This is a genomic window from Ruegeria sp. B32, from assembly GCF_025141855.1.
GTDB classification, from domain to species: Bacteria; Pseudomonadota; Alphaproteobacteria; order Rhodobacterales; family Rhodobacteraceae; genus Ruegeria; species Ruegeria arenilitoris.
This window is the reverse complement of the sequence record NZ_CP081106.1, coordinates 2,503,053-2,522,944: the sequence shown is the minus strand read 5'-3', so window position 1 is coordinate 2,522,944 and position 19,892 is coordinate 2,503,053. Positions and strand designations below refer to the sequence as shown.

At 62.3% G+C, this 19,892-nt stretch carries 17 protein-coding genes; 9 read left to right on the top strand and 8 right to left on the bottom strand.

Going from position 1 to position 19,892, the window contains the following annotated elements; translation table 11 throughout:
• Window positions 1–5 precede the first annotated feature (5 nt).
• The 3 genes from K3752_RS12765 to K3752_RS12755 form a co-directional block, all read right to left on the bottom strand.
• On the bottom strand, window positions 6–4,097 hold the full coding sequence (locus K3752_RS12765) for a translocation/assembly module TamB domain-containing protein (RefSeq protein ID WP_260063426.1): 4,092 nt from the start codon (window positions 4,095–4,097) through the stop codon (window positions 6–8).
• Window positions 4,094–5,788 carry an autotransporter assembly complex family protein gene (locus tag K3752_RS12760; RefSeq protein WP_260063425.1) on the bottom strand — a complete coding sequence of 565 codons (1,695 nt, stop codon included), beginning with the start codon at window positions 5,786–5,788 and terminating at the stop codon, window positions 4,094–4,096. Before K3752_RS12760 ends, K3752_RS12765 begins: the two co-directional genes overlap by 4 nt.
• A gap of 264 nt (window positions 5,789–6,052) precedes the next feature.
• A complete protein-coding gene (locus tag K3752_RS12755; protein WP_260063424.1) occupies window positions 6,053–7,276 on the bottom strand; it encodes a urate hydroxylase PuuD in 1,224 nt (407 codons plus the stop codon).
• A 95-nt stretch (window positions 7,277–7,371) separates the two neighbouring features.
• Between K3752_RS12755 and K3752_RS12750 the strand changes: the two genes are divergently transcribed.
• Window positions 7,372–8,286 (top strand): LysR family transcriptional regulator, encoded by a 915-nt coding sequence (locus K3752_RS12750; RefSeq protein ID WP_170337484.1) that lies wholly within the window; start codon window positions 7,372–7,374, stop codon window positions 8,284–8,286.
• 4 nt (window positions 8,287–8,290) lie between these two features.
• Here K3752_RS12750 and uraH read toward each other — a convergent pair whose 3' ends face one another.
• A complete protein-coding gene (uraH, locus tag K3752_RS12745) occupies window positions 8,291–8,647 on the bottom strand; it encodes a hydroxyisourate hydrolase (RefSeq protein WP_170337485.1) in 357 nt (118 codons plus the stop codon).
• Between the two features lie 202 nt (window positions 8,648–8,849).
• On the opposite strand from uraH, the gene puuE reads away from it, so the two are divergent.
• The 3 genes from puuE (at window position 8,850) to K3752_RS12730 (ending at window position 12,246) form a co-directional block, all read left to right on the top strand.
• Window positions 8,850–10,268 (top strand): allantoinase PuuE, encoded by a 1,419-nt coding sequence (puuE, locus tag K3752_RS12740; RefSeq protein ID WP_260063423.1) that lies wholly within the window; start codon window positions 8,850–8,852, stop codon window positions 10,266–10,268.
• Window positions 10,265–10,753 (top strand): ureidoglycolate lyase, encoded by a 489-nt coding sequence (locus K3752_RS12735; protein WP_170449201.1) that lies wholly within the window; start codon window positions 10,265–10,267, stop codon window positions 10,751–10,753. The genes puuE and K3752_RS12735 overlap by 4 nt, the downstream gene beginning before the upstream one ends.
• 65 nt (window positions 10,754–10,818) lie before the next feature.
• Complete coding sequence (locus K3752_RS12730) at window positions 10,819–12,246, top strand: uracil-xanthine permease family protein (protein WP_093962810.1); 1,428 nt, start codon at window positions 10,819–10,821, stop codon at window positions 12,244–12,246.
• A 40-nt stretch (window positions 12,247–12,286) separates the two neighbouring features.
• Here the strand turns inward: K3752_RS12730 and K3752_RS12725 are convergent, their stop codons facing one another.
• From K3752_RS12725 to K3752_RS12715, 3 genes are all read right to left on the bottom strand, one after another.
• Window positions 12,287–13,276, bottom strand: a complete 990-nt coding sequence (locus K3752_RS12725) for a type I glyceraldehyde-3-phosphate dehydrogenase (protein WP_260063422.1) — start codon at window positions 13,274–13,276, stop codon at window positions 12,287–12,289.
• Between the two features lie 54 nt (window positions 13,277–13,330).
• Complete coding sequence (locus K3752_RS12720) at window positions 13,331–13,654, bottom strand: hypothetical protein (RefSeq protein ID WP_170337821.1); 324 nt, start codon at window positions 13,652–13,654, stop codon at window positions 13,331–13,333.
• Window positions 13,655–13,764: 110 nt separating this feature from the next.
• Window positions 13,765–14,598, bottom strand: coding sequence for a bifunctional allantoicase/(S)-ureidoglycine aminohydrolase (locus tag K3752_RS12715; protein ID WP_260063421.1), 834 nt, complete (start codon window positions 14,596–14,598; stop codon window positions 13,765–13,767).
• Between the two features lie 144 nt (window positions 14,599–14,742).
• Here K3752_RS12715 and K3752_RS12710 point away from each other — a divergent pair, with 144 nt between their 5' ends.
• Window positions 14,743–15,132 carry a hypothetical protein gene (locus K3752_RS12710; protein ID WP_170435362.1) on the top strand — a complete coding sequence of 130 codons (390 nt, stop codon included), beginning with the start codon at window positions 14,743–14,745 and terminating at the stop codon, window positions 15,130–15,132.
• A gap of 7 nt (window positions 15,133–15,139) precedes the next feature.
• On the opposite strand, the gene K3752_RS12705 is transcribed toward K3752_RS12710, so the two are convergent.
• Complete coding sequence (locus tag K3752_RS12705; protein WP_260063420.1) at window positions 15,140–16,075, bottom strand: glyoxylate/hydroxypyruvate reductase A; 936 nt, start codon at window positions 16,073–16,075, stop codon at window positions 15,140–15,142.
• A 129-nt stretch (window positions 16,076–16,204) separates the two neighbouring features.
• On the opposite strand from K3752_RS12705, the gene K3752_RS12700 reads away from it, so the two are divergent.
• The 4 genes from K3752_RS12700 to K3752_RS12685 all read left to right on the top strand — a co-directional run bounded on the left by K3752_RS12700 (window position 16,205) and on the right by K3752_RS12685 (window position 19,890).
• Window positions 16,205–17,440 (top strand): acyl-CoA dehydrogenase family protein, encoded by a 1,236-nt coding sequence (locus K3752_RS12700; protein ID WP_260063419.1) that lies wholly within the window; start codon window positions 16,205–16,207, stop codon window positions 17,438–17,440.
• A gap of 1 nt (window position 17,441) precedes the next feature.
• Window positions 17,442–18,257, top strand: coding sequence for a thioesterase family protein (locus K3752_RS12695; protein WP_260063418.1), 816 nt, complete (start codon window positions 17,442–17,444; stop codon window positions 18,255–18,257).
• 68 nt (window positions 18,258–18,325) lie between these two features.
• Window positions 18,326–18,973: a DUF1007 family protein gene (locus tag K3752_RS12690; protein ID WP_260063417.1), complete on the top strand. Its 648-nt coding sequence runs from the start codon at window positions 18,326–18,328 to the stop codon at window positions 18,971–18,973.
• Window positions 18,958–19,890: a nickel/cobalt transporter gene (locus tag K3752_RS12685; RefSeq protein WP_260063416.1), complete on the top strand. Its 933-nt coding sequence runs from the start codon at window positions 18,958–18,960 to the stop codon at window positions 19,888–19,890. Before K3752_RS12690 ends, K3752_RS12685 begins: the two co-directional genes overlap by 16 nt.
• The last annotated feature ends 2 nt before the right edge of the window (window positions 19,891–19,892 follow it).

The window sequence follows — 19,892 nt, the reverse complement described above, 5'->3', positions numbered from 1 at the left end:
CAACCCTAGTAGTCACGCTCGAAGAAAATCCCGATGCCGGTATCGCCGCGCCCATCTACGGTGCCGCGCACCGTCACGCTGTCGCTGACGTCCAGGTTCAGGTTCACCTCGGTGTCGCCTTCGGTGTTCACGGTGAAATCGGTGTACAGGTTGTCGCTCAGATAAGCGCCGGCGCCCAGACGCCCGCCGCCGCCCTCGGTCGCGCCGACGTCGACGGTATCTACGCCCGTGGCGTCCCGGACGCCCTTGGTGGCATCGCCACCGGCACCGCTCAGTTGGGCCAGCGACGCGGCCATCTGGGCGATGACAAACGGGGACAGTTCGGAAAAGCGGTTGCCGAACAGCAGCATGGCCAGCGCCTCTTCGGCGGGGCGTTCGGGGTCCGAGAACACATCGACTGTCGGAGAATCCAGAGGGCCCGCGATTTCCAACGTTGCGGTTCCATCCGAAGTGCTGGCCGAGGATTCGAATTCGATATACGGCGTCAGGTCGCCCTGCAGGCTGACCACGCCTTTGGTCAGCGCCAGCCTCCGGCCAAGGATGTCCAGATTACCGCGGATCAGTTCGATCTGGCCCGATGGGATGACGGATTTGGTGGTGCCCTTGATGAAGATCGCACCGCCCAATTCAGCATTCACACCGCGACCTCGCACGAAAACCGCCTTGGGGGCCAACAGGCTGATGTCGAGAGATATGCGAGAGTCCGATTGCGACGTTTTCTCTTTTTCTACCAGCTGCGCCCGTTCCCGAGTGACGTAGCTGGCATTGCTTTCGTTCACGTGTTCGATCTTCGGGATCGGCGCAGCCCCCACCGCGCCTGATGCCGCGGCCAGGTTGATATTGGTCTCGCCAAACGTGATCTGCCCGGCCAGCGAACTGTTCCCTGCCAGGGCGCCCGTCATTGCGATCTGGCCGTTCAACGTGGTCTCGTACAGAAGATTGTCGGTCAGGACGAGATTGTTGATTGCAGTTGTGATCTGCGCGTTGAAAGGCGGTGTCAGGTCGACCGGGCCACTGACCGTAAATCCGCCTCCGGCGCGCATGCCGCCGCGCATCGAAATCGTTGCTCGGCTGTTGGCAAGGTCTACAGTTCCGCCGATATCGGTGATGGTCTGCCCAACGCTGGGGATCGCCATCGACGTCCCTGAGGTGGTGATCCGACCACTCAGCGACTCCAGCGCCGGCTTGCCCTTCAACGCCAGGTCGAACCGGGCCGATCCGTCGATCTTGTTGGGCGTGATGAAGATGTTTGCAATGCCCAAATTGACGCCGCCCTGTGCAGAAATGTCGGCATTGCCCGAGGCTTCGTCGTAGGTTCCTTTGACCGCACTGCTGATCTCGGCCGGTCCGGCGGCATTGGCATCAATGGTCCACACGCCGTTCTGGCGCGTTGCATTGCCTTTCGCCGTCAAGCTGCCCGGAAACTCGGGCGCAAAACGTTCGACCCTATCGAACTTGGCGTCAAAGTCCAGGTCGGCAGAGCCATCCGTATTTACGCTGCCTACCAGATTGGCATAGGACGTCTCCGGGCCGGTCACTCTGACCGTGCCCTCAACTCCGCTGGATGTGGGAGCCACATTCCCGTTCACCTTCAGCGGTCCCGTCAGGGTCTGTGAAACCCGGGCGAGGTCGTCCAACCCGGCGGAGAAGCTCAACCCGCCGCTTTCGCGGCTCAAGATGCCGGATGCGTTGGCGGACAAGGCCGTCCCTGCAAGCCGGAAGTTGCGGAGGTTCAACCCTTCCTCGCCGTTCGATGCGTCGACTGTCAGCGTCGTCTGTCCGGGGATCAGCGCATCCACCGCTTCGATTCCGGTCAAGATGTCCTCTGCATTGATTTTGCCCTGCACGTCGAAGACTTTGCTGCCACGGGCCCCTCGACCGGTCACATCCGCCGTGACCGCGCCCGCCAACGTACGGCCTGCCAGTCCGGAAAAGACGGACAGATCGGGGGCATCGACCTGCGCCTGACCGTCAAAGGCCAGGTTTCCGGTCGGATCGTCGATGGTTGCCGCGACTTGGGCATTCAGCGCGGCTGCGTCAACGGTTGCCTTGCGGATTTCGATCCGGTCACCGGTGCGCGCGCCGTCGAAGTTCAGGACGACGCGCCCGGTCACAAGCGGATCCACCTGATCCAGCCCGGTTTGCAGGTCTGTAGTCGTCACCTGCGCAGTGCCATCAAACTCAAAGGTCTGCACGGTGCCCTTGCCATCCACCTGGGCCTGAACGGTCCCCGCAAGGTCGCGCTTGGCGAGGCCGGAGAATACCGAAAGGTCAGAGGCATTCACCCGGGCCTGGCCGTCGATGGTGAAATTGCCGTTCGGAGTGGTGACCGCGCCATCCGCCTGTGCGTTCAGGGTTTCGCCGTCGATGGTGAGAGCGCGGATCAGGATGCCGTTTGCATCCCTCTTGGCGTCCAGCGTGATGTCCGTCTCGCCCGCGATGATGGGGTCGATATCGTCCCGACCAGTGGACAGGTTTTGTCCGGAAACGGCCAGCTTGCCGTCAAAACTGCCCTCCAACGGCGAGCCCGCCCCCTCGACCCGGACCGATGCCCGGCCGCCCAGATCCAATTTGGCGACCTCAGAGAAACGAGACAGATCGGACGCCTGCATCGTTGCCGATCCGTCAATCTTCAGACCGCTTTCAAGCCCGCTGACGACAGCATCGGCGGTCGCTGAATAGTCGGTTCCCCCAAGTTCGAAACCCGAGAGTCGGAGCGACTTGTCCCGTCCGTATTCGAACAGGCCATCAAGGGTGACGCGATCGCCCACCGCTGTGTTCAGGGCAGGGTCAGCCAAGTCCAAACCATCCAGAGAGGCTTGAAGGTCTCCTGTCAGGTCCAGACCGCCGATCTGAGTCAGGGTGCCCTGTGCGGTCAACCGCGTGTGCGCAATCTGGACTTGGGGTGTGACAACATTATCGGTCGTCAGGCTCAGGTCCCAATGATTGCCGTTTTCGTGGTCGAACAGGGCAGAGAGCTGTGCGGCCTTGACGGATGTGTCTCCTCCACCGAATGGCAGGACCACGTCGTCCCCGGCCGGTGGCGAGATCCGTGCCTGGACGGCTGCCAGTTGCAGCGCCCCGCCTGTTCCAAGGCTGAGCTGCGCTTCCAGTTTCAAAGCTTCGGACGTGATGTCCGCCTCGGTAATCTCCAGCGCACCTTCGGCTCCGGTACGGCCATCGACATACAGACGTGTATCCGTACCGAAGAAGGTATCCATGTTGGCGGCCAGAAATGGGGTCAGGTCGCCGCCCAGGTCGGCGGTAAAGGCAATGCCTTCGTCTGCCGCCCCTTCGGTCTTCTCGATCCCGCGCAGGCGCACCTGGCCCGAGACACGGTCGACATTGTCACTGCTCAGCCCGATATCCGCCGTGAAGTCGGTGATCGGACCGGACCCTTTAGCCGTCAGGCCGATGGGCGGGCTGTCCGGTATATTCAATGCGGTCGAAATCAGCCCACCTGACGCCTCGGAGATGGTCAGGTCCAGGTCGATTTGCCGGCTTTCGTTCTGGAAACCGGCCACAAGATTTATCTGATCGCCGGCCCGGTCCAACCGATTGATGTCCAGCTTGGTGTCCAGCGCGCCATCGGCAAGATTCAGGTTTCCGTCCACTGAAAGGTCTGCTGCAACGCCGATCAGCGGTTCGCCCAGGGACAACTCGTCGACGCGCAGTTCACCGATCTCGATCGCCACGGGCAGTTCGGGCAGTTGAAAGGGTTCGGTCTCGGCGGTGGCGGCCGGTTCGTCTGTGGTGGTCTTGCCGGGTGCGCGTGCGATGTCGATTTCTTCGGCGGTCAGGGCGTTCACGGAAAACCGGCCGCGGATCAGGGCCAGCCGGTTCCAATCCAGCTCGGCGTTCTTGATGGTCAGCCAGACTCCTTCGTCGTCGGCCACCGTGATCTCCTGGATGCGTGCGCGAGAGCTCAGCGCGCCCTCCAAGCCGATGACCCGGATATTGCGGTTGTCCCCGGATAACGTGTTCTGCAGGAAATCGGTCAGCAGACCGCCACTCTCTTCCTCTTGCGCGGCCACGGGGCCGGACAGGGCAAAGGCGGTTGCCCCGACCGCCAGAGGATATGAAAGGTAACGCCTCAAAATGCTTGCCCGATCCCGATATAGAACTGCAGCCCGTTGCCCGTGTCACCTTGCACAGGCACCGCCAGGTCCAGCCTTAGCGGGCCGAAGCCGCCCAGATCGTACCGAACGCCAAGGCCCGCGCCCGCGTGGTACTCGGCGCCACTGCCGATGAACGAGGACGTGTCTACGATACCGTAGTCGTAAAACCCAACAAGAGACAGCTTTTCGGTGACCTTGCCGCGCACCTCGCCCGACAGGCCAAGAAAGGACTTGCCGCCGGCAATGCCCGTGCCGACGGGGACACCAAGGCTTTCATAGGGCTGACCGCGAACGGTGCCCGCGCCGCCGGAGAAGAACAGGAAATCCGGTGTGACACCATCCGCCGGAGGGCCGAGGATCGATCCAAGTTGCACTCGCCCAGCCAGCACGATCCGGCCGCCAGTGCCCAGGCTGGTATAGGCGCGACCGTCGAAAAACAGGCGCAGCCCGGTATCCGTGCCCGAGATGCCGACGAAGGGCATGAACTGGCTGTCCAGGTAATACCCGCGGGTGGCGCTGACCTTGCTGTCGCGTTTGTCCCACTCGGACCGGAACGGAATGATGAAATACCGGAACTTGCGGCCGTCACCATAGGCGTCGTCAGCGTTCGAGATCGAGAAGCCCACAGCCGCCTCGGCATACAACTCGTCCGAGAACGTCCGCCGCGCACCATAGGTCAGCGAGGCAACCGACACGCTGTAATTGTCGGTATTTCGGCGCTCGAGCAGCGCGCTCCAGAAGGTGTTGTCGTCGGGGCCCAGTCGGTCGGGCTGATCCAGACGCAGACCCAACCGCCCGTCGATATCCTCAGACCCGCCGATATTTCGGATAGCGGCCTCAAAGCGCAGCCGTTGAGCGCGGCGGAACACGTTGCGGTGGGTCCAGGTCGCGGTCAGGTCCAAGCCATCGCGCGAGGCCAGTTCGACCCCAAACGTCAGGCGGCGTTTGGGCAAGTCCTCGAAGGTGGCGTCGAAATCCAGCGTGCCGTCCGGGTTCGGCGTGTCCCGTTCCTGGATCGAGACGGTGCTGAACGTACCAGTCCGCCGCAGCCGTGTGCCGACCTTTTGCAACTTTTCGGGCGAGTAGACCTCGCCCGACGGGAAACCGGCGATTTTCTCGATCGAACTGTGGCGGACATCGGTGCCGCCTTCGATATACATCTTGCCGAACTTCAGGCGCGGCCCCTGATCCAGGTCGATCCGGGCGTCCAGCTGGGCCTGTGCGTGCCGGGCGATGATCTGTTGATCGCGCAGTTTCGCTTTGGCGTGGCCCGCGTCCTTCCAGGCCTGAATCCCGGCCGAAGTCGCCTGTTGAATGGCGCCGGTCGTGGCCAGCTTGCCGGGGGCAAACTCTTCGGGCAATTCGGTATCGGGCGCCAAAGGCTGAACGACTGCGGTTCCGAAATTGTACGCTTTGCCGGGGCGAATGGTGATCGTTGCCCGATTGATCTGCGCAGGAACGCTCAGCGAGCTGAGATCTGCCGCTTCTTTCCCGTCCAGCTTGATGCTGACCGACGGGCCGAAATATCCTGCATCATAGAGAATTTGCACGATCGTTCGGTAATCCGACAACGCGGCTGACAGAACTTCAAGCGGCGTGTCCAGCCCCCGGTTGTCGGCAGTCATGACCGAGGACGTTTCCTCAATCTGCTTTTTCAAGTCGTCCGACAATCCTGGCGCTGCAAGCGATGTTTCCAGTGCCATCGCACAGGTCGGGGCGAGGGCAAAAAACACACCCGCACACCAGTTCTTCAGACCGCCCCTACGTCTGCTCGCCTGCATCAAATGGCTCCACCTGTCCCGGGCCGCATTGATTTGCGCTGCTTGTCGCGGCGCCGCGATCCCTTGGAAACAGTTAGACCATCTCAAACCGCTCAGGCAAAGAAATAAACGCGGATTTCCCAGTTCCCATGCGAAGTTGTGGAAAAGCTGCCGCTACAGGCCCGCGTTTCGGAACCAGCGGATAATGGCCTCGCGGTCTTCGGGTTCCATATAGGTGACGTTGGCCGGCGGCATCGCGTGGCTGACTCCAGCCTGCAGATAGATTTGCTCGGCATTGCGCGCGATGTCACCTTCGGTCTCCAGAAGAACACCCTTGGGGGCCCAGAGGATTCCGTCCCAAACGGGCTCGCGCGCGTGGCACATCGAACAGCGCCCCAAGACTACGTCATGGGCTTCTTCAAAGCCGCTGGCCAGCACAAAGCGCTCCTCGAACTGGGTCAGGGGCTGCGCCTCGGCCTCTTCCAGCGGTTTGTACATCGGCGCAGTGGACAGCCACATGATGGCGATGAACAGCAGGGTCGTCACAAGCCAGGTCCAGGTCGGGTTGCCGGCCCGGGCGTGGCGGGTATTGAAGTAGTGCCGGATGGTGACACCCATCAGGAAGACCAGCGCCGCGATGATCCAGTTGTATTCGGTCGCAAAGGCCAAGGGATAGTGGTTCGACAGCATCAGGAAGACCACCGGCAAAGTCAGATAGTTGTTGTGGGTCGAGCGCAGCTTGGCGATCTTGCCGTATTTCGGGTCCGGGGTGCGGCCGTTTTTCAGGTCGTCCACAACGATCCGTTGGTTGGGCATGATGATGAAAAACACATTGGCCGTCATGATCGTGGCTGTGAACGCGCCCAGATGCAGCATCATCGCGCGGCCAGTGAAGATCTGGTTGTATCCCCAGCCCATCGCCACCAGCAGAACGAACAGCAGCAGCATCAGCAGGGTCGGACGCTCGCCCAGGCCCGATTTGCACAGGAAATCATAGATCAACCAGCCCACGGTCAGCGACGCCGCCGAGATCAGGATGCCCTGCCACAGCGCCAGATCGGCCTTCTGTGCGTCGATCAGGTACAGCTCGCCGCCCACCCAGTAGACGATCATCAACAGGGCCGCACCACTGAGCCAGGTTGCATAGCTTTCCCATTTGAACCAGGTCAGGTGGTCGGGCATCCGCTCGGGCGCCACCAGGTATTTCTGGATATGGTAGAAGCCGCCGCCATGCACCTGCCATTCCTCGCCATCCGCCGGGCCGGGAATGTCGCGGTTCAGGCCGAGGTCCAGCGCTATGAAATAGAACGACGATCCGATCCAGGCGATTGCCGTGATGACATGCAGCCACCGCACCGCAAATGCCATCCAGTCCCAGAACACGGCGAATTCATACATGCAAAGCTCTCCGATTGCTTGCCGACACACTAGGCAAACGGGGTTTTCTTCGGTATTCCCGTATATTGTCAAACTGTATCAAAAAAAACGATAAGATGTCCTATCTCGACAATATCCGTACCTTTGTCCGGGTCTATGATCTTGGCAGCATGTCCGCGGCCGGACGCGATCTGCGAATCTCGCCAGCGGTGACTTCGGCGCGGATTTCCCAGCTCGAAGATCATTTGGGTGTGCGATTGTTCCAGCGTACGACCCGAAACCTCAGCCCGACCGAGCAGGGCCGGGCGTTCTACCCCGGTGCGGTTGCGGTTCTGGATGCCGTGAACGAGGCCGAGGCGCAGGTCGTGCACCTGACCGAAGCTCCCCGGGGATCGCTTTTCGTAGCGGCTCCACTGGGGGTCGGGCGACGGCTGTTGGCGCCTCAAGTCCCTGAATTTCTTGCCGACTACCCCGAGATTGACGTGCGGCTGCGTCTGACGGACAGGTCTGTTGATCTCACGACCGAAGGGCTGGATCTGGCGTTCTTCATCGGTCAACCCGAAGACAGCACTTTGCGGATCCGCAAAATCGCGGATTGCCAGCGTGTCTTGTGTGCTGCGCCAGACTATGTCGCGCGCCGGGGCATGCCCCGGACCGGGGCGGAGCTGATCTCGGACCGGCACGAATGCCTGAACCTGCGATTCCCCGGAGCGACCGAGTTCCAATGGCTGCTGCAGACAGCCGAAGGACCGAAACGGTTTGCGGTGTCCGGGCGGTTCGAGTGCGACGATGGCGATGTTCTGACTGATTGGGCGCTGGCTGGGCAGGGGATCGCTATGAAACCCGTTTTTGAAGTGGCCGAGCATCTCAAGGCCGGGCGTTTGGTGCCTGTTGCCGTCGACACGCCACCGGTTTCGGTGCAGATGGCGTGTCTCTACACGCATCGGCGTCATCAGGACCCCAAGGCGCGCCTGTTCATGGATTTCATGATCTCGCGGATCGGCGACGTGGTGCGGACGTCGCAGGTCTGAGGGGTCAGCTGCCCCGGTAGGTCGAATACCCGAATGGCGATAGCAAAAGCGGCACGTGGTAATGCGCCTCGGGGTCGGACATGCCAAACCGGATCGGTATTTGATCCAGGAAAAGAGGGTCTTCAACGGCTTGTCCGGAGGCACGTAGGTAGTCCCCCGCAAAGAAGATCAACTCGTAGATACCGGTCTTGAAAGTCTTTTCCGGCAGGATGGGACTGTCGGTGCGCCCGTCCGCGTTGGTTTCCATCTCAACCAGTTTCCGGTGCGAATTGCCGGACACCCGGTACAACGCGATTTTCAGCCCGTCGGCCGGACATCCGCGCGCCGTGTCCAGAACGTGGGTCGTCAGATAACCTGCCACGAGTTGCTCCTGCTGTTGTCTGCACGTTTCGTCTTCGGATGCCATTTTAGGCAATCCGGTTTGCATTGCCCATCTTGCGGCAAAGGCCATGGCACAGGGAACGCTGAAACAACCGGAAACAGCGTTCGGATTGATTTGATAATCCATCACGGTTTTATGGGATAAACCGAATGGAAGCCTGAAATTGAAGACGGAAAGCAGAATGCAGCCCCCCCGATACCCCCGCGACATGATTGGATACGGAGCCAACCCGCCAGATGCCCAGTGGCCGGGCGGGGCCAAGCTGGCAGTGCAGATCGTGCTGAACTACGAAGAGGGCGGTGAAAACTGCGTGTTGCATGGCGACGCCGCGTCCGAGGCGTTTCTGTCCGAAATCGTCGGCGCCGCGCCTTGGCCGGGCCAGCGGCATTGGAACATGGAATCCATCTATGAATACGGCGCCCGCGCTGGGTTCTGGCGGCTGCATCGCCTGATGGCCGACCTGCCGGTGACCGTCTATGGCGTGGCCACCGCGCTGGCGCGCTCGCCCGATCAGGTGGCGGCGATGAAATCCGCCGGGTGGGAGATCGCCAGCCACGGCCTGAAATGGGTCGAGCACAAGGACATGCCGGAAGACGAGGAGCGCGCCCAGATCGCCGAGGCGATCCGCCTGCACACTGAGGTGGTCGGAGACCGCCCGCGCGGCTGGTACACGGGACGGTGTTCGGACAACACCGTTCGGCTGGTGGCCGAGGAAGGCGGGTTTGCCTATGTGGCCGACACCTACGCTGACGATCTGCCCTATTGGATGCACGTCAGCGGACGCGACCAGCTGATCGTGCCCTATACGCTGGACTGCAACGACATGCGCTTTGCCACGCCGCAGGGGTTCAACTCGGGCGATCAGTTCTTCGCCTATCTCCGCGACAGTTTCGATGCGCTCTATGCCGAGGGGCAGGCGGGCGCGCCCAAGATGTTGTCGATCGGCCTGCATTGCCGCCTGATCGGCCGGCCGGGCCGGGTGATGGCGCTGAAGCGGTTTCTGGACTATGCGCGCGGCTTCTCCGATGTATGGTTCGCGACCCGGTTGCAGATTGCCGAACACTGGGCGGCGCATCATCCGCCGCAGGATCGCCCACGCCCCTCGCAGATGGACCGCGACGCCTTCGTGGCGGCCTATGGCGGCATTTTCGAACATTCGCCCTGGATCGCCGAGCGCGCCTGGGCGCTGGAACTGGGCCCCGCCCATGATACGACGGGCGGGCTGCACAACGCGCTGGCGCGGGTGTTCCGTTCGGCCTCGTCCGAGGAACGCCTTGGCGTTCTGACCGCGCATCCGGATCTGGCGGGAAAGCTGGCACAGGCCAAACGCCTGACGGCCGAAAGCACGTCCGAGCAGGCCTCGGCCGGGTTGGACGCCCTGACCGACGCCGAGCGCGATGCCTTTACTGATCTGAACACGCGCTACACCGAGAAATTCGGCTTTCCCTTCATCATCGCGGTGCGCGACCACGACAAGGCCTCGATCCTGCAGGCGTTCCAGCGACGCATCGAGAATGACCGCGAGGCCGAGCTCACCGAAGCCTGCCGCCAGGTCGAGCGCATCGCCGAGTTCCGGCTGCGCGACGTGCTGCCCTCATGACTCGGATCATTCCTATCGCGCCGCTGACGGCCCAAGCCTTTGCGCCGTTCGGCGACGTGCTCGAGGTTTCGGGCGCACCGGACAAGATCATCAACCAGGGTCAGTGCGGGCGATACCATGACCGGGCGGTTCTGGATTTTGCTGACGGTCGTGCAGGGATCAGCCTGTTCGACGCCAATCCGCGGGCATTGCCCTATCAACTGGACATGGTCGAACGTCACCCTCAGGGCAGCCAGGCTTTTATTCCGATGACGCATCAGCCGTTCCTTGTGATCGTCGCGCCGGATGAGGGCGGCGTTCCGGGCCAGCCGCTGGCCTTCGTGACGCAGCCGGGGCAGGGGGTGAATTATCATCGCGGCACATGGCACGGCGTGTTGACGCCGCTGCACGCGCCCGGCCTTTTCGCGGTAGTCGACCGTATCGGTTCAGGCGCAAACCTCGAGGAGCACTGGTTCGACACCCCTTACGAGGTGGTTGAACGCTAAGACAATTTTGAAGCCGCCGGAGAAGCGGCAAGACCCCCATGAGAAACAGGGAGACAGTTGAGATCATGGCCGAAACTTCGATAGGAACACCCGATCAGCTTCGGGATCCGAATTACACGCCCGCGCTGCACAAGGCGATACCACTAGGCATTCAGCACGTTTTGGCAATGTTTGTGTCAAACGTGACCCCCGCCATCATCGTGGCCGGTGCGGCCGGGTTTGGCTTCGGGTCGAACTCGCCCGATTTTCCCGAGCTGCTGTATCTGATCCAGATGTCGATGCTGTTTGCAGGGCTGGCGACCTTGTTGCAGACCATCACGCTGGGCCCGGTTGGTGCGGCATTGCCCATCGTTCAGGGAACAAGCTTTGCGTTCCTGCCAATCATGATCCCATTGGTGGCCGGCAAGGGCGTCGAGGCCCTTGCCGCGCTGTTCGGAGGCGTTCTGATTGGCGGTATCTTTCACGCCTGCCTTGGGATGTTCATTGGCAAGATCCGCTTCGCTCTGCCGCCATTGGTCACGGGGCTTGTTGTGACGATGATCGGATTGGCACTGGTCAAGGTCGGCATCCAGTATGCGGCGGGTGGTGTTCCTGCGATCGGTACGCCGGAATACGGATCGCTGCTCAACTGGTCTGCGGCACTTGTCGTCGTGATCGTCACGCTGGGCCTCAAGTTCTTTGCCCGCGGAATGCTGTCGGTGTCTGCGGTTCTGGTCGGATTGGCTGTCGGCTATGTCTACGCCCTGATGGTCGGAATGGTGACGTTCGAAGCCATTGGAACAAGCTGGTCGCGGGCCGCTGGTTTCGCGCTGCCGGTGCCCTTCAAATATGGGTTCGAATTCTCGCTGGCGGCGGTGATCGGGTTCTGCCTCATGGCTTTCGTGTCAGCGGTCGAAACCGTCGGTGACGTTTCGGGCATTACCAAAGGTGGCGCGGGTCGCGAGGCCACGGACAAAGAGATCGCGGGAGCGACCTACGCAGATGGTGTTGGCACGGCTGTCGCCGGTATCTTTGGCGGTTTGCCGAATACCTCGTTCAGTCAGAATGTTGGTCTGATCGCGATGACCGGAGTCATGAGCCGCCATGTCGTTACGATTGGTGCGCTGTTCCTGATCCTGTGCGGACTTGTTCCCAAGGTCGGCGCCATCATACGCACTGTTCCGATCGAAGTTCTGGGGGGCGGTGTGATCGTCATGTTCGGCATGGTGGTGGCTGCCGGTATTTCGATGTTGTCCGACGTGGACTGGAATCGCCGCAACATGGTGATCTTCGCAATCTCGCTGTCGATCGGGCTTGGCTTGCAACTGGAACCCGGCGCGGTTCAGCACTTGCCGGACACAATCCGCATCCTGATGACAAGCGGACTGCTGCCCGCAGCGCTGATCGCCATCGTGCTGAACCTCATTCTGCCGCATGAACTGGCCGAAGAATCGACCGAAGAGGTCTCGGGCGGAATGGCCGGTCACGGCGCTGGCAGTTTGCCGCACGACTGAAACCTGTAACTCAGCCCTGCAGCGCCAAGCGCGCTGCGGGCTATTCCGTCTGAGCCATCATCCCGGCGACATCGAGCATACGGGCCGAAAAACCCCACTCATTGTCATACCATCCGAAAACCCGGACCTGATTTTGCCCGACGACACGTGTTTCCGGTCCGGCAATCACCAGCGATTCCGGTCGCGCACGCAGATCGGACGAGACCAGCGGCAAGTCGGTCCAGCCGAGCACCTTTGATGCCTCGACGGCGCGGCTCAATTCGACCGAGAACAGCTCGGGTTCCGTTCCATTTTGCAGGGTTACGACCAGATCGATGGCCGAGACGCTGGCAGTGGGCACCCGCACAGCCGCACCGGAAATACGTCCGGCCAGATGCGGCAGAACCACGTCGATCAGTTGGGTCGCGCTTGACGTGGTGGGTACCATCGACAAGGCCCCGGCCCGCGACCGCGCCAGGTCTCCACGCGGAGCGTCCACCATCGGCTGGCTGTTGGTGTAGCAGTGAATCGTGGTCATGTGCGCTGAGGCGATGCCCCCGATCTCGTCGATCACCTTGGCCAGCGGCGCCAGCGCGTTGGTGGTGCAGGACGCGTTCGATACAATCCGGGCATTGCCCAGCATGTCTTCGTTGGCGCCCAGAACGATCGTTGTCTCGGCGGCCGGGGACGGGCCGGAAATCAGCACCTTGCCAGCCCCTGCCTGCAGGCCCCGGATTGCGACGTCCGAACTGCGCGCGATACCCGTGCAATCCAGCATCACGTCCACGCCGGACAGATCGACATCGGCAAGGTCGTCGCTGTGGCTCAGTGGAATCGAATGTCCATCCACCTGTAAGGCCCCGGCGCTGGTTTCGACCGAACCGGCATAGGGGCCGAACGTGCTGTCGTACTTGAACAGATAGGCACAGGTCTCCAGCGGTGCGATGTCGTTGATCAGCACCACTTGAACATCCGAACCCGCTGGCAGGGCCATGACCTGCCGCAGGATCGTGCGGCCGATGCGGCCGAATCCGTTGATTGCGAGTTTCATGCGCAAGCTATGGCAGGCCGTTTGACCGACCTCAATGCCCGTATGGCGTCGCCGCTATCCGCAGCTGACCTGCGAGAAGAACTGGCCCGAAATATTCTGGTACATGCTTGACCGGATCACCTTGCACCCGGTTGCCTGCTGGATGGCCGCAATGGCCTGAACCGTGCGCAGGCGCGGCGGCGGGCCGAACGGGTTGAGGTTGTTGTTGTCGCGGGTCGCACGATACACGACAGGGGCATCCGCAACCTGCGTCACAGCCCATGTGCGGCTCATGACGGATACGGTTTTGGTCGCTTCCTTTGCCACGACCGGGGCGGTGTCGACGGCGACCATGAGGCCGATCATGGCCAGTGCCGTCAGAGGGGCGCGCAGTTTCATGACCAATCTCCACGAATGAACAAAACGAAATCACCTCTGATTTCAGCAAATTCCGCCGTCCCTGTGAACCCCTGCCGACGCAAAAGCTCGTTTTCAGAACCTTTTGCAGGTCATCGTGTGGACAGTTTCAACGGCATGTGCCGATTGACGTCCTTGTACAGCAGATAACGGAATCGCCCCGGCCCGCCCGCGTAGCAGGCTTGAGGACAGAACGCGCGCAACCACATGTAGTCACCGGCCTCGACCTCGACCCAATCCTGGTTCAGTCGATAGACGGCCTTGCCCTCAAGCACATAAAGCCCGTGCTCCATGACATGCGTTTCGGCAAAGGGGATGACCCCACCTGGTTCAAACGTGACAATGTTCACATGCATGTCATGGCGCAGATCACTTGGATCCGCGAAGCGCGTGGTGGCCCACCGACCTTCGGTGCCGGGCATTGGGGTTGGGGCGACGTCGCGTTCGTTGGTGATGATCGGATCGGGGGCCGGCAATCCGGGTACGGCCTCATAGGCCTTGCGTACCCAATGGAACCGGGCCACGGCGTCAGAGCGGTTGTGCAGGGTCCAATCGGACCCGGGCGGAATGTAGGCATAGCCCCCTGTGTCCAGCACGTGGACCTGCCCCGCAAGGGTCAGGGTAACCGACCCTTCGACGACGAAGACCACGCCTTGAGCCTCCGGGTCCGTCTCGGGCCTGTCGCTGCCGCCGCCCGGCTGGACCTCCATGATGTATTGCGAAAACGTCTCGGCAAACCCGCTGAGGGGGCGCGAAAGGACCCACAGTCGGGTCTGTTCCCAAAACGGCAGAAAGCTGGTCACGATGTCGCGCATCGTGCCTTTCGGGATGACGGCATAGGCGTCAGTGAACATGGCGCGGTCGGTCAGCAGCTGAGTCTGGTCCGGAAGCCCGCCGGTGGGCGCGTAGTAGTTTTGATGAGCCATTCCTGTGCCTCAAGCTTGGTTTCCGGTTACTATGGTCGCATCAGCGGCGGGCCGATAGCACCGGCAGTCCGATAGGTTTGTTCGGCATTATTTGAAGGTCCGGCCGCGGGGGCTTGGCCCTGATTGCATGGATGTATATTCTTGGTGCAGATCAATTTTCACGAAAGCGAGTTTCGCATGACTGTCCGGTTGCCTGCTGCCCTGTTTGCGCTGTTTTTGTCGGGTGTCGTGGGGGCGGTCGATGCCAAGCCTCTGTCCCGGATCATCGCTGAAATGGGGCTGAGCCCGGACGACTATCAGGTTCTGGACGCGACGACGTCTTCGATGCTGGCAGGCGGGACCCCAAGCGTCGGGCAGGAGCGCAACTGGGTCAACGAGAAAACGGGCACCAAAGGCACGGTCAGGATACGGGACGTGAAGGACAACTGCGTTCACTTCCAGCACTTTGTGCAGCCGTCCGGGGCGGCGCCCAACCCGGAAATCCGCACCCGTCAGTGCAAGGATGCCAGCGGCAATTGGATTCTGACGCCGTAATCGCGGCTCAGTAACCGCGGCTGCGGTCAACCTCGTGCAGCAGGGGCTGACCTGCACTCAGCCGCAGAAAGTTCTGGGCAACATCCGCCAACGCATCACCCAGATGCCATCCCGACACATGCGGTGTGATCGTGACCGCAGGGTGCCGCCATAAGGGGCTGTCTTTGGGCAACGGTTCTTGTGCGGTCACATCGAGAACCGCGCGCCCAGGACGACCCCGGTCAAGTGCCTCGATCAAGGCTTCCTCGTCGATCAGGTCGCCACGTCCCGCATTCAACAACTGGCTGCCGTCCTTCATCGCGCCGAGCATTTCTGCGTCAAACAAGCCGATGGTTGCGGGGGTCGAGGGAAGAATCGCGCAGACATGGTCGCAACCGCGCAGCATTCCCGGCAAAGCATCCTGCCCGTGCAGACAGGTCACATCTTCGATTTGCTTGGGCGACCGGCTCCAGCCGATGAGCTGAAACCCGACATCGCGCAGCATGCGGGCGGTACGGCTGCCGATATGGCCCAGCCCCAGAACTCCGACTACGGTGTCAGATGTCAGCACCGGCGCTTTCGGCCGCCATTCGGCCCGCCGCTGAGCGTCCGCGTGAAAGCCCATGTTCCGGTGAGCGTACAGGATATAGGCCAGAAACCACTCTGCGATGCCTTGCGCTGGGGCGTCCGGTTTCAGGCGGGCCACGCGGACATGCGCGGGCAGGGCGCGGTTCGACACGATTGTCTCGACCCCGGCGCCCAACTTTTGCACCAGCTGCAGATTGGGCAGGCGGCTCGCGTGATCGTCCCGCAGGCCGACAACCGCCACCATGGTGACCTCGGCCGGGTCACCAATGGTGCTTGGCGTGCGCACATCGGCCGTTGGTGCATGTCGCCGGACTTCTTCGGCAATCTCGGCATCGCTCATCCAGTCGGACAGCCCGGTATCGATCAACAACGCCATCTGCGCCCCCCTTCCGTTTCAAATTGATTGCAAGTGACGTGCCGTCACGCGGCTGGACACAGTTGCCGCAGCTAAGCCATCCTCGGCGCAAAGGTAAAGCCCGGTTCCGGGATCTACGGAGGATTCTTCATGAACATGTCATTCGTCTTGCGCGAGGAGAACCGGGCGCTGCTGGAGCGGGTCCGCGACATGATCCGCAACGAGATCATGCCCCTGGAAGAGGAATACCATGCCGAGATCAACAACGGCGACCGCTGGCAGTATACCGAACGCCAGGCCGAGATCCTGGAAGGCTTGAAGGCCAAGGCCAAGGCGGCCGGTCTGTGGAATTTCTGGCTGACCGACAGCGACAAGGGGTTTGGCCTGACTACAGTCGAATACGCTTATTTCGCCGAAGAGATGGGCAAGACCCCGCTGGGCGCCGAGGTGTTCAACTGTTCCGCCCCCGACACCGGCAACATGGAGGTGTTCGAGCGCTACGGCACCGAGAAGATGAAAGAACAGTGGCTCAAGCCGCTGCTCGAGGGCGAGATCCGCTCGGCCTATCTGATGACCGAACCGGATGTGGCCTCGTCGGATGCCACGAATATCTCGATGTCCTGCGTGCAGGACGGGGATGACTATGTTCTGAATGGCGAGAAATGGTGGTCGTCCGGCGCGGGCGATCCGCGCTGCAAGGTCTACATCGTGATGGTCAAGACCGGCGGCGACGACCTGCCCAAGCACAAGCGCCAGTCGATGATCGTGGTGCCCGCCGACACGCCGGGGATCGAGATCCTGCGCCCGATGGAAGTGTACGGCCATGACGACGCGCCGCACGGGCACATGCATATCCGGTTCACCGATGTCCGGGTGCCGGCCGAGAACATCCTGCTGGGCGAGGGCCGCGGGTTCGAAATCGCGCAGGGGCGCCTCGGGCCCGGTCGCATCCATCACTGCATGCGCGCGATCGGCCAGGCCGAGATGGCGCTGGAACAGATGTGCAAACGCGCCCTGCAGCGCGAAGCCTTTGGCAAGAAACTGGCGCAGCTGGGTGCCAATTTCGACATCATTGCCGAGTGCCGGATGGAGATCGAGATGGCCCGCCTGCTGTGTCTGAAGGCCGCGTGGTACATGGATCAGGGCGATGCGCGCGCGGCGGCTCCGTGGATCAGCCAGATCAAGGTCGTAGCGCCGCGCGTTGCGCTGAAGGTAATCGACGAGGCGGTGCAGATGTTCGGCGGGCAGGGCGTCAGCCAGGATACGCCGCTGGCCACCGCCTGGACGCATGTGCGCACGCTGCGGCTGGCCGATGGCCCGGATGCGGTGCATCGCCGTCAGGTGGCGCGGGCCGAATTGAAAAAGCATACCCAGGAAAAGATCTGACATGCAGGACGCGGCGATGCAGCCCGTGGTGGGCAAGACCGCTTATTTCCGGGTCGCGCCCGACGGGGCCTTTGTCGGAAATGACCCGGCGCGCGGGCCGTGGTCGGCCGATCACTGTCATGCCGGCCCGGTTGCGGGCCTGATCGTGCGCGCGGCCGAGATCGAGGTCGGCCCCGACAAGATGCTGACCCGCCTGACCGTCGATCTGCTGCGCCCGCTGCCTCTGTCCGGTCTTCGCGTGGCCGCCGAGACCGTGCGCCACACCAAGACGCTGGCCACCACGCGCGTCACGGTGCATGACCTGGACGATACGCTGTGCGCGACCGCCACCACGATGCATCTGGCGCGCCGGGATCTGGGGCCGGTGCCGAATGTGGCGATCCAAGGCCCCGACCTGTCGCAGATCGAAGACGGCCCGTTTCCCATCGGCGAAATGCGGCATGACCTGCCCGGCTTTGCCCATCATTCCGAGGTGGCCTATCCCAAAGGCGGCAACCAGGGGGCGGGGCCGAAAACCATCTGGATGCGCACCCCGCCTCTGCTCGAGGGCGAAACCCCCTCGCCGATCCAGTCGTTGTGCCCGCTGGCCGATTGCGGCAACGGAATTTCGTGGAATGCGCCGACCTCGGAAATGGGGTTCATGAACACCGACCTGACGGTGCAAATCCACCGCGAGCCGATGTCCGACTGGCTCGCCTCGGACTCCGTGTCGCACTGGCAGCCCAGCGGCATCGGGATGTCGCAGTCGGTTCTGTACGATACTCAAGGCCCGATCGGCACGGCGCTGCAGACGCTGGTCCTGTTTCCGCCGAAATGAGCGGCAAAATCCGTGCTTACCGCCGAACCGCGTTGCCAGCGCCGGTCGGGCACCCTATCTTCGCGTTCATGCGCTGGATACCCGCCTTGATCGCCTGTTGCCTGCCGTTTTCCGCGGTGGCGCACCCGCATGTCTTCATCGACACCGGGCTGGAATTCATAGTGGACGAGTCGGGCAACCTGACGCATGTCCGCGTCACCTGGGCCTATGACGAGTTCTACTCGCTGCTGGTGCTTGAGGACATGAGGTTGGATCAGGACGGCGACGGCGTACTGTCCGAGGCGGAAGAACAGCGCCTCGCCGGTTTCGACGCGCAGTGGGTCGAAGGATACAACGGCGATCTGGTCATCCTGGCCGCCGATCAGCCGGTCGCCTTGTCCGGCCCGCTGGAACCGCGCGCCACGACCGAGGATGGCCGCATCGTGACCACCCATCTGCGCAAGGTCGAGGGCGAGCCAGTGGTTGCCCAAAGCCTGTCGGCCAAACCCTATGACGAGACATTCTATACCGCCTACGAAGTGACGCGCCCGGTCACCGTCACCGGGCCTGAAACCTGCCGGATCGACAGGTTCGAGCCGGATATCGACGGCGAACTGGCCCAGATGCAGGCCTTTCTGCTGACCCTGGACGCCGACTACGACCTCGAGGAGAACGATATCCCTCTGGTCGGCGAACGCTTTGCCACCGAGATCCGCGTTTCATGTCCCGCTACCTGATCCTACCGGTCGGCCTGGCGATAGCGCTGCTGCTGTGGTTCTGGGGCAGCGGTGGTTTTGACAGCCTCGCGTCCTGGGCCGCGGGCGAGCAGCGGGAATTCCAGAACCAGATCGCACGAGCCCTTCGGGCCGCGCGGGCCGAACAGCCCGAGGCCGTGGCCACGCTGCTGGCCGTCTGTTTTGCCTATGGGTTCTTCCATGCGGTGGGGCCGGGTCATGGCAAGGTGCTGATCGGAGGGTACGGGCTGGGCCGCAATGTCGCCTTTCTGCGCCTGTCGGCGATCAGCGTACTGTCCTCGCTGGGGCAGGCCGTGACGGCGATCGTTCTGGTCTATGCAGGCGTTCTGGTGTTCCAGATGTCGCGGGAAAGCTTGGTCGGCACCACCGAGCAGATCATGGCCCCGGTCAGCTATGGCGCGATCGCGGCCATCGGGCTGTGGCTGGTTCTGCGATCGCTGCGCAGTTTCGCCCGGCGCGGTCGTGCGGACAGTGCCCCGCATGACCATCACCATCATCATGATCACGGGCATCACCACCACGACGGCGAAGTTTGTTCCGATTGCGGGCATCGTCACGGCCCCACCGCGGAAGAGGTGGCCCAGGTCGGCAGTCTGCGCGAGGCTCTGATCCTCATCGCCGGCATCGCCGCGCGACCCTGTACCGGAGCTTTGTTCGTGCTGATCCTGACCTGGCAGATGGGCATCGCGATGGTCGGTATCGCCGGGGCCTTTGCCATGGCGCTGGGCACCGCGACCGTCACCACCCTGGTTGGCTGGACGTCGTTCGGGTTGCGGGGCGGGTTGCTGGCCTCGGCCTCGGCCACGCGGTTCGCGGCCGTGTTGGCGCCCACGATCGAACTGGTGGCCGGGCTGCTGATCGCGGTGATCGCGGGCGGATTGCTGCTGCGCGCGCTCTGACG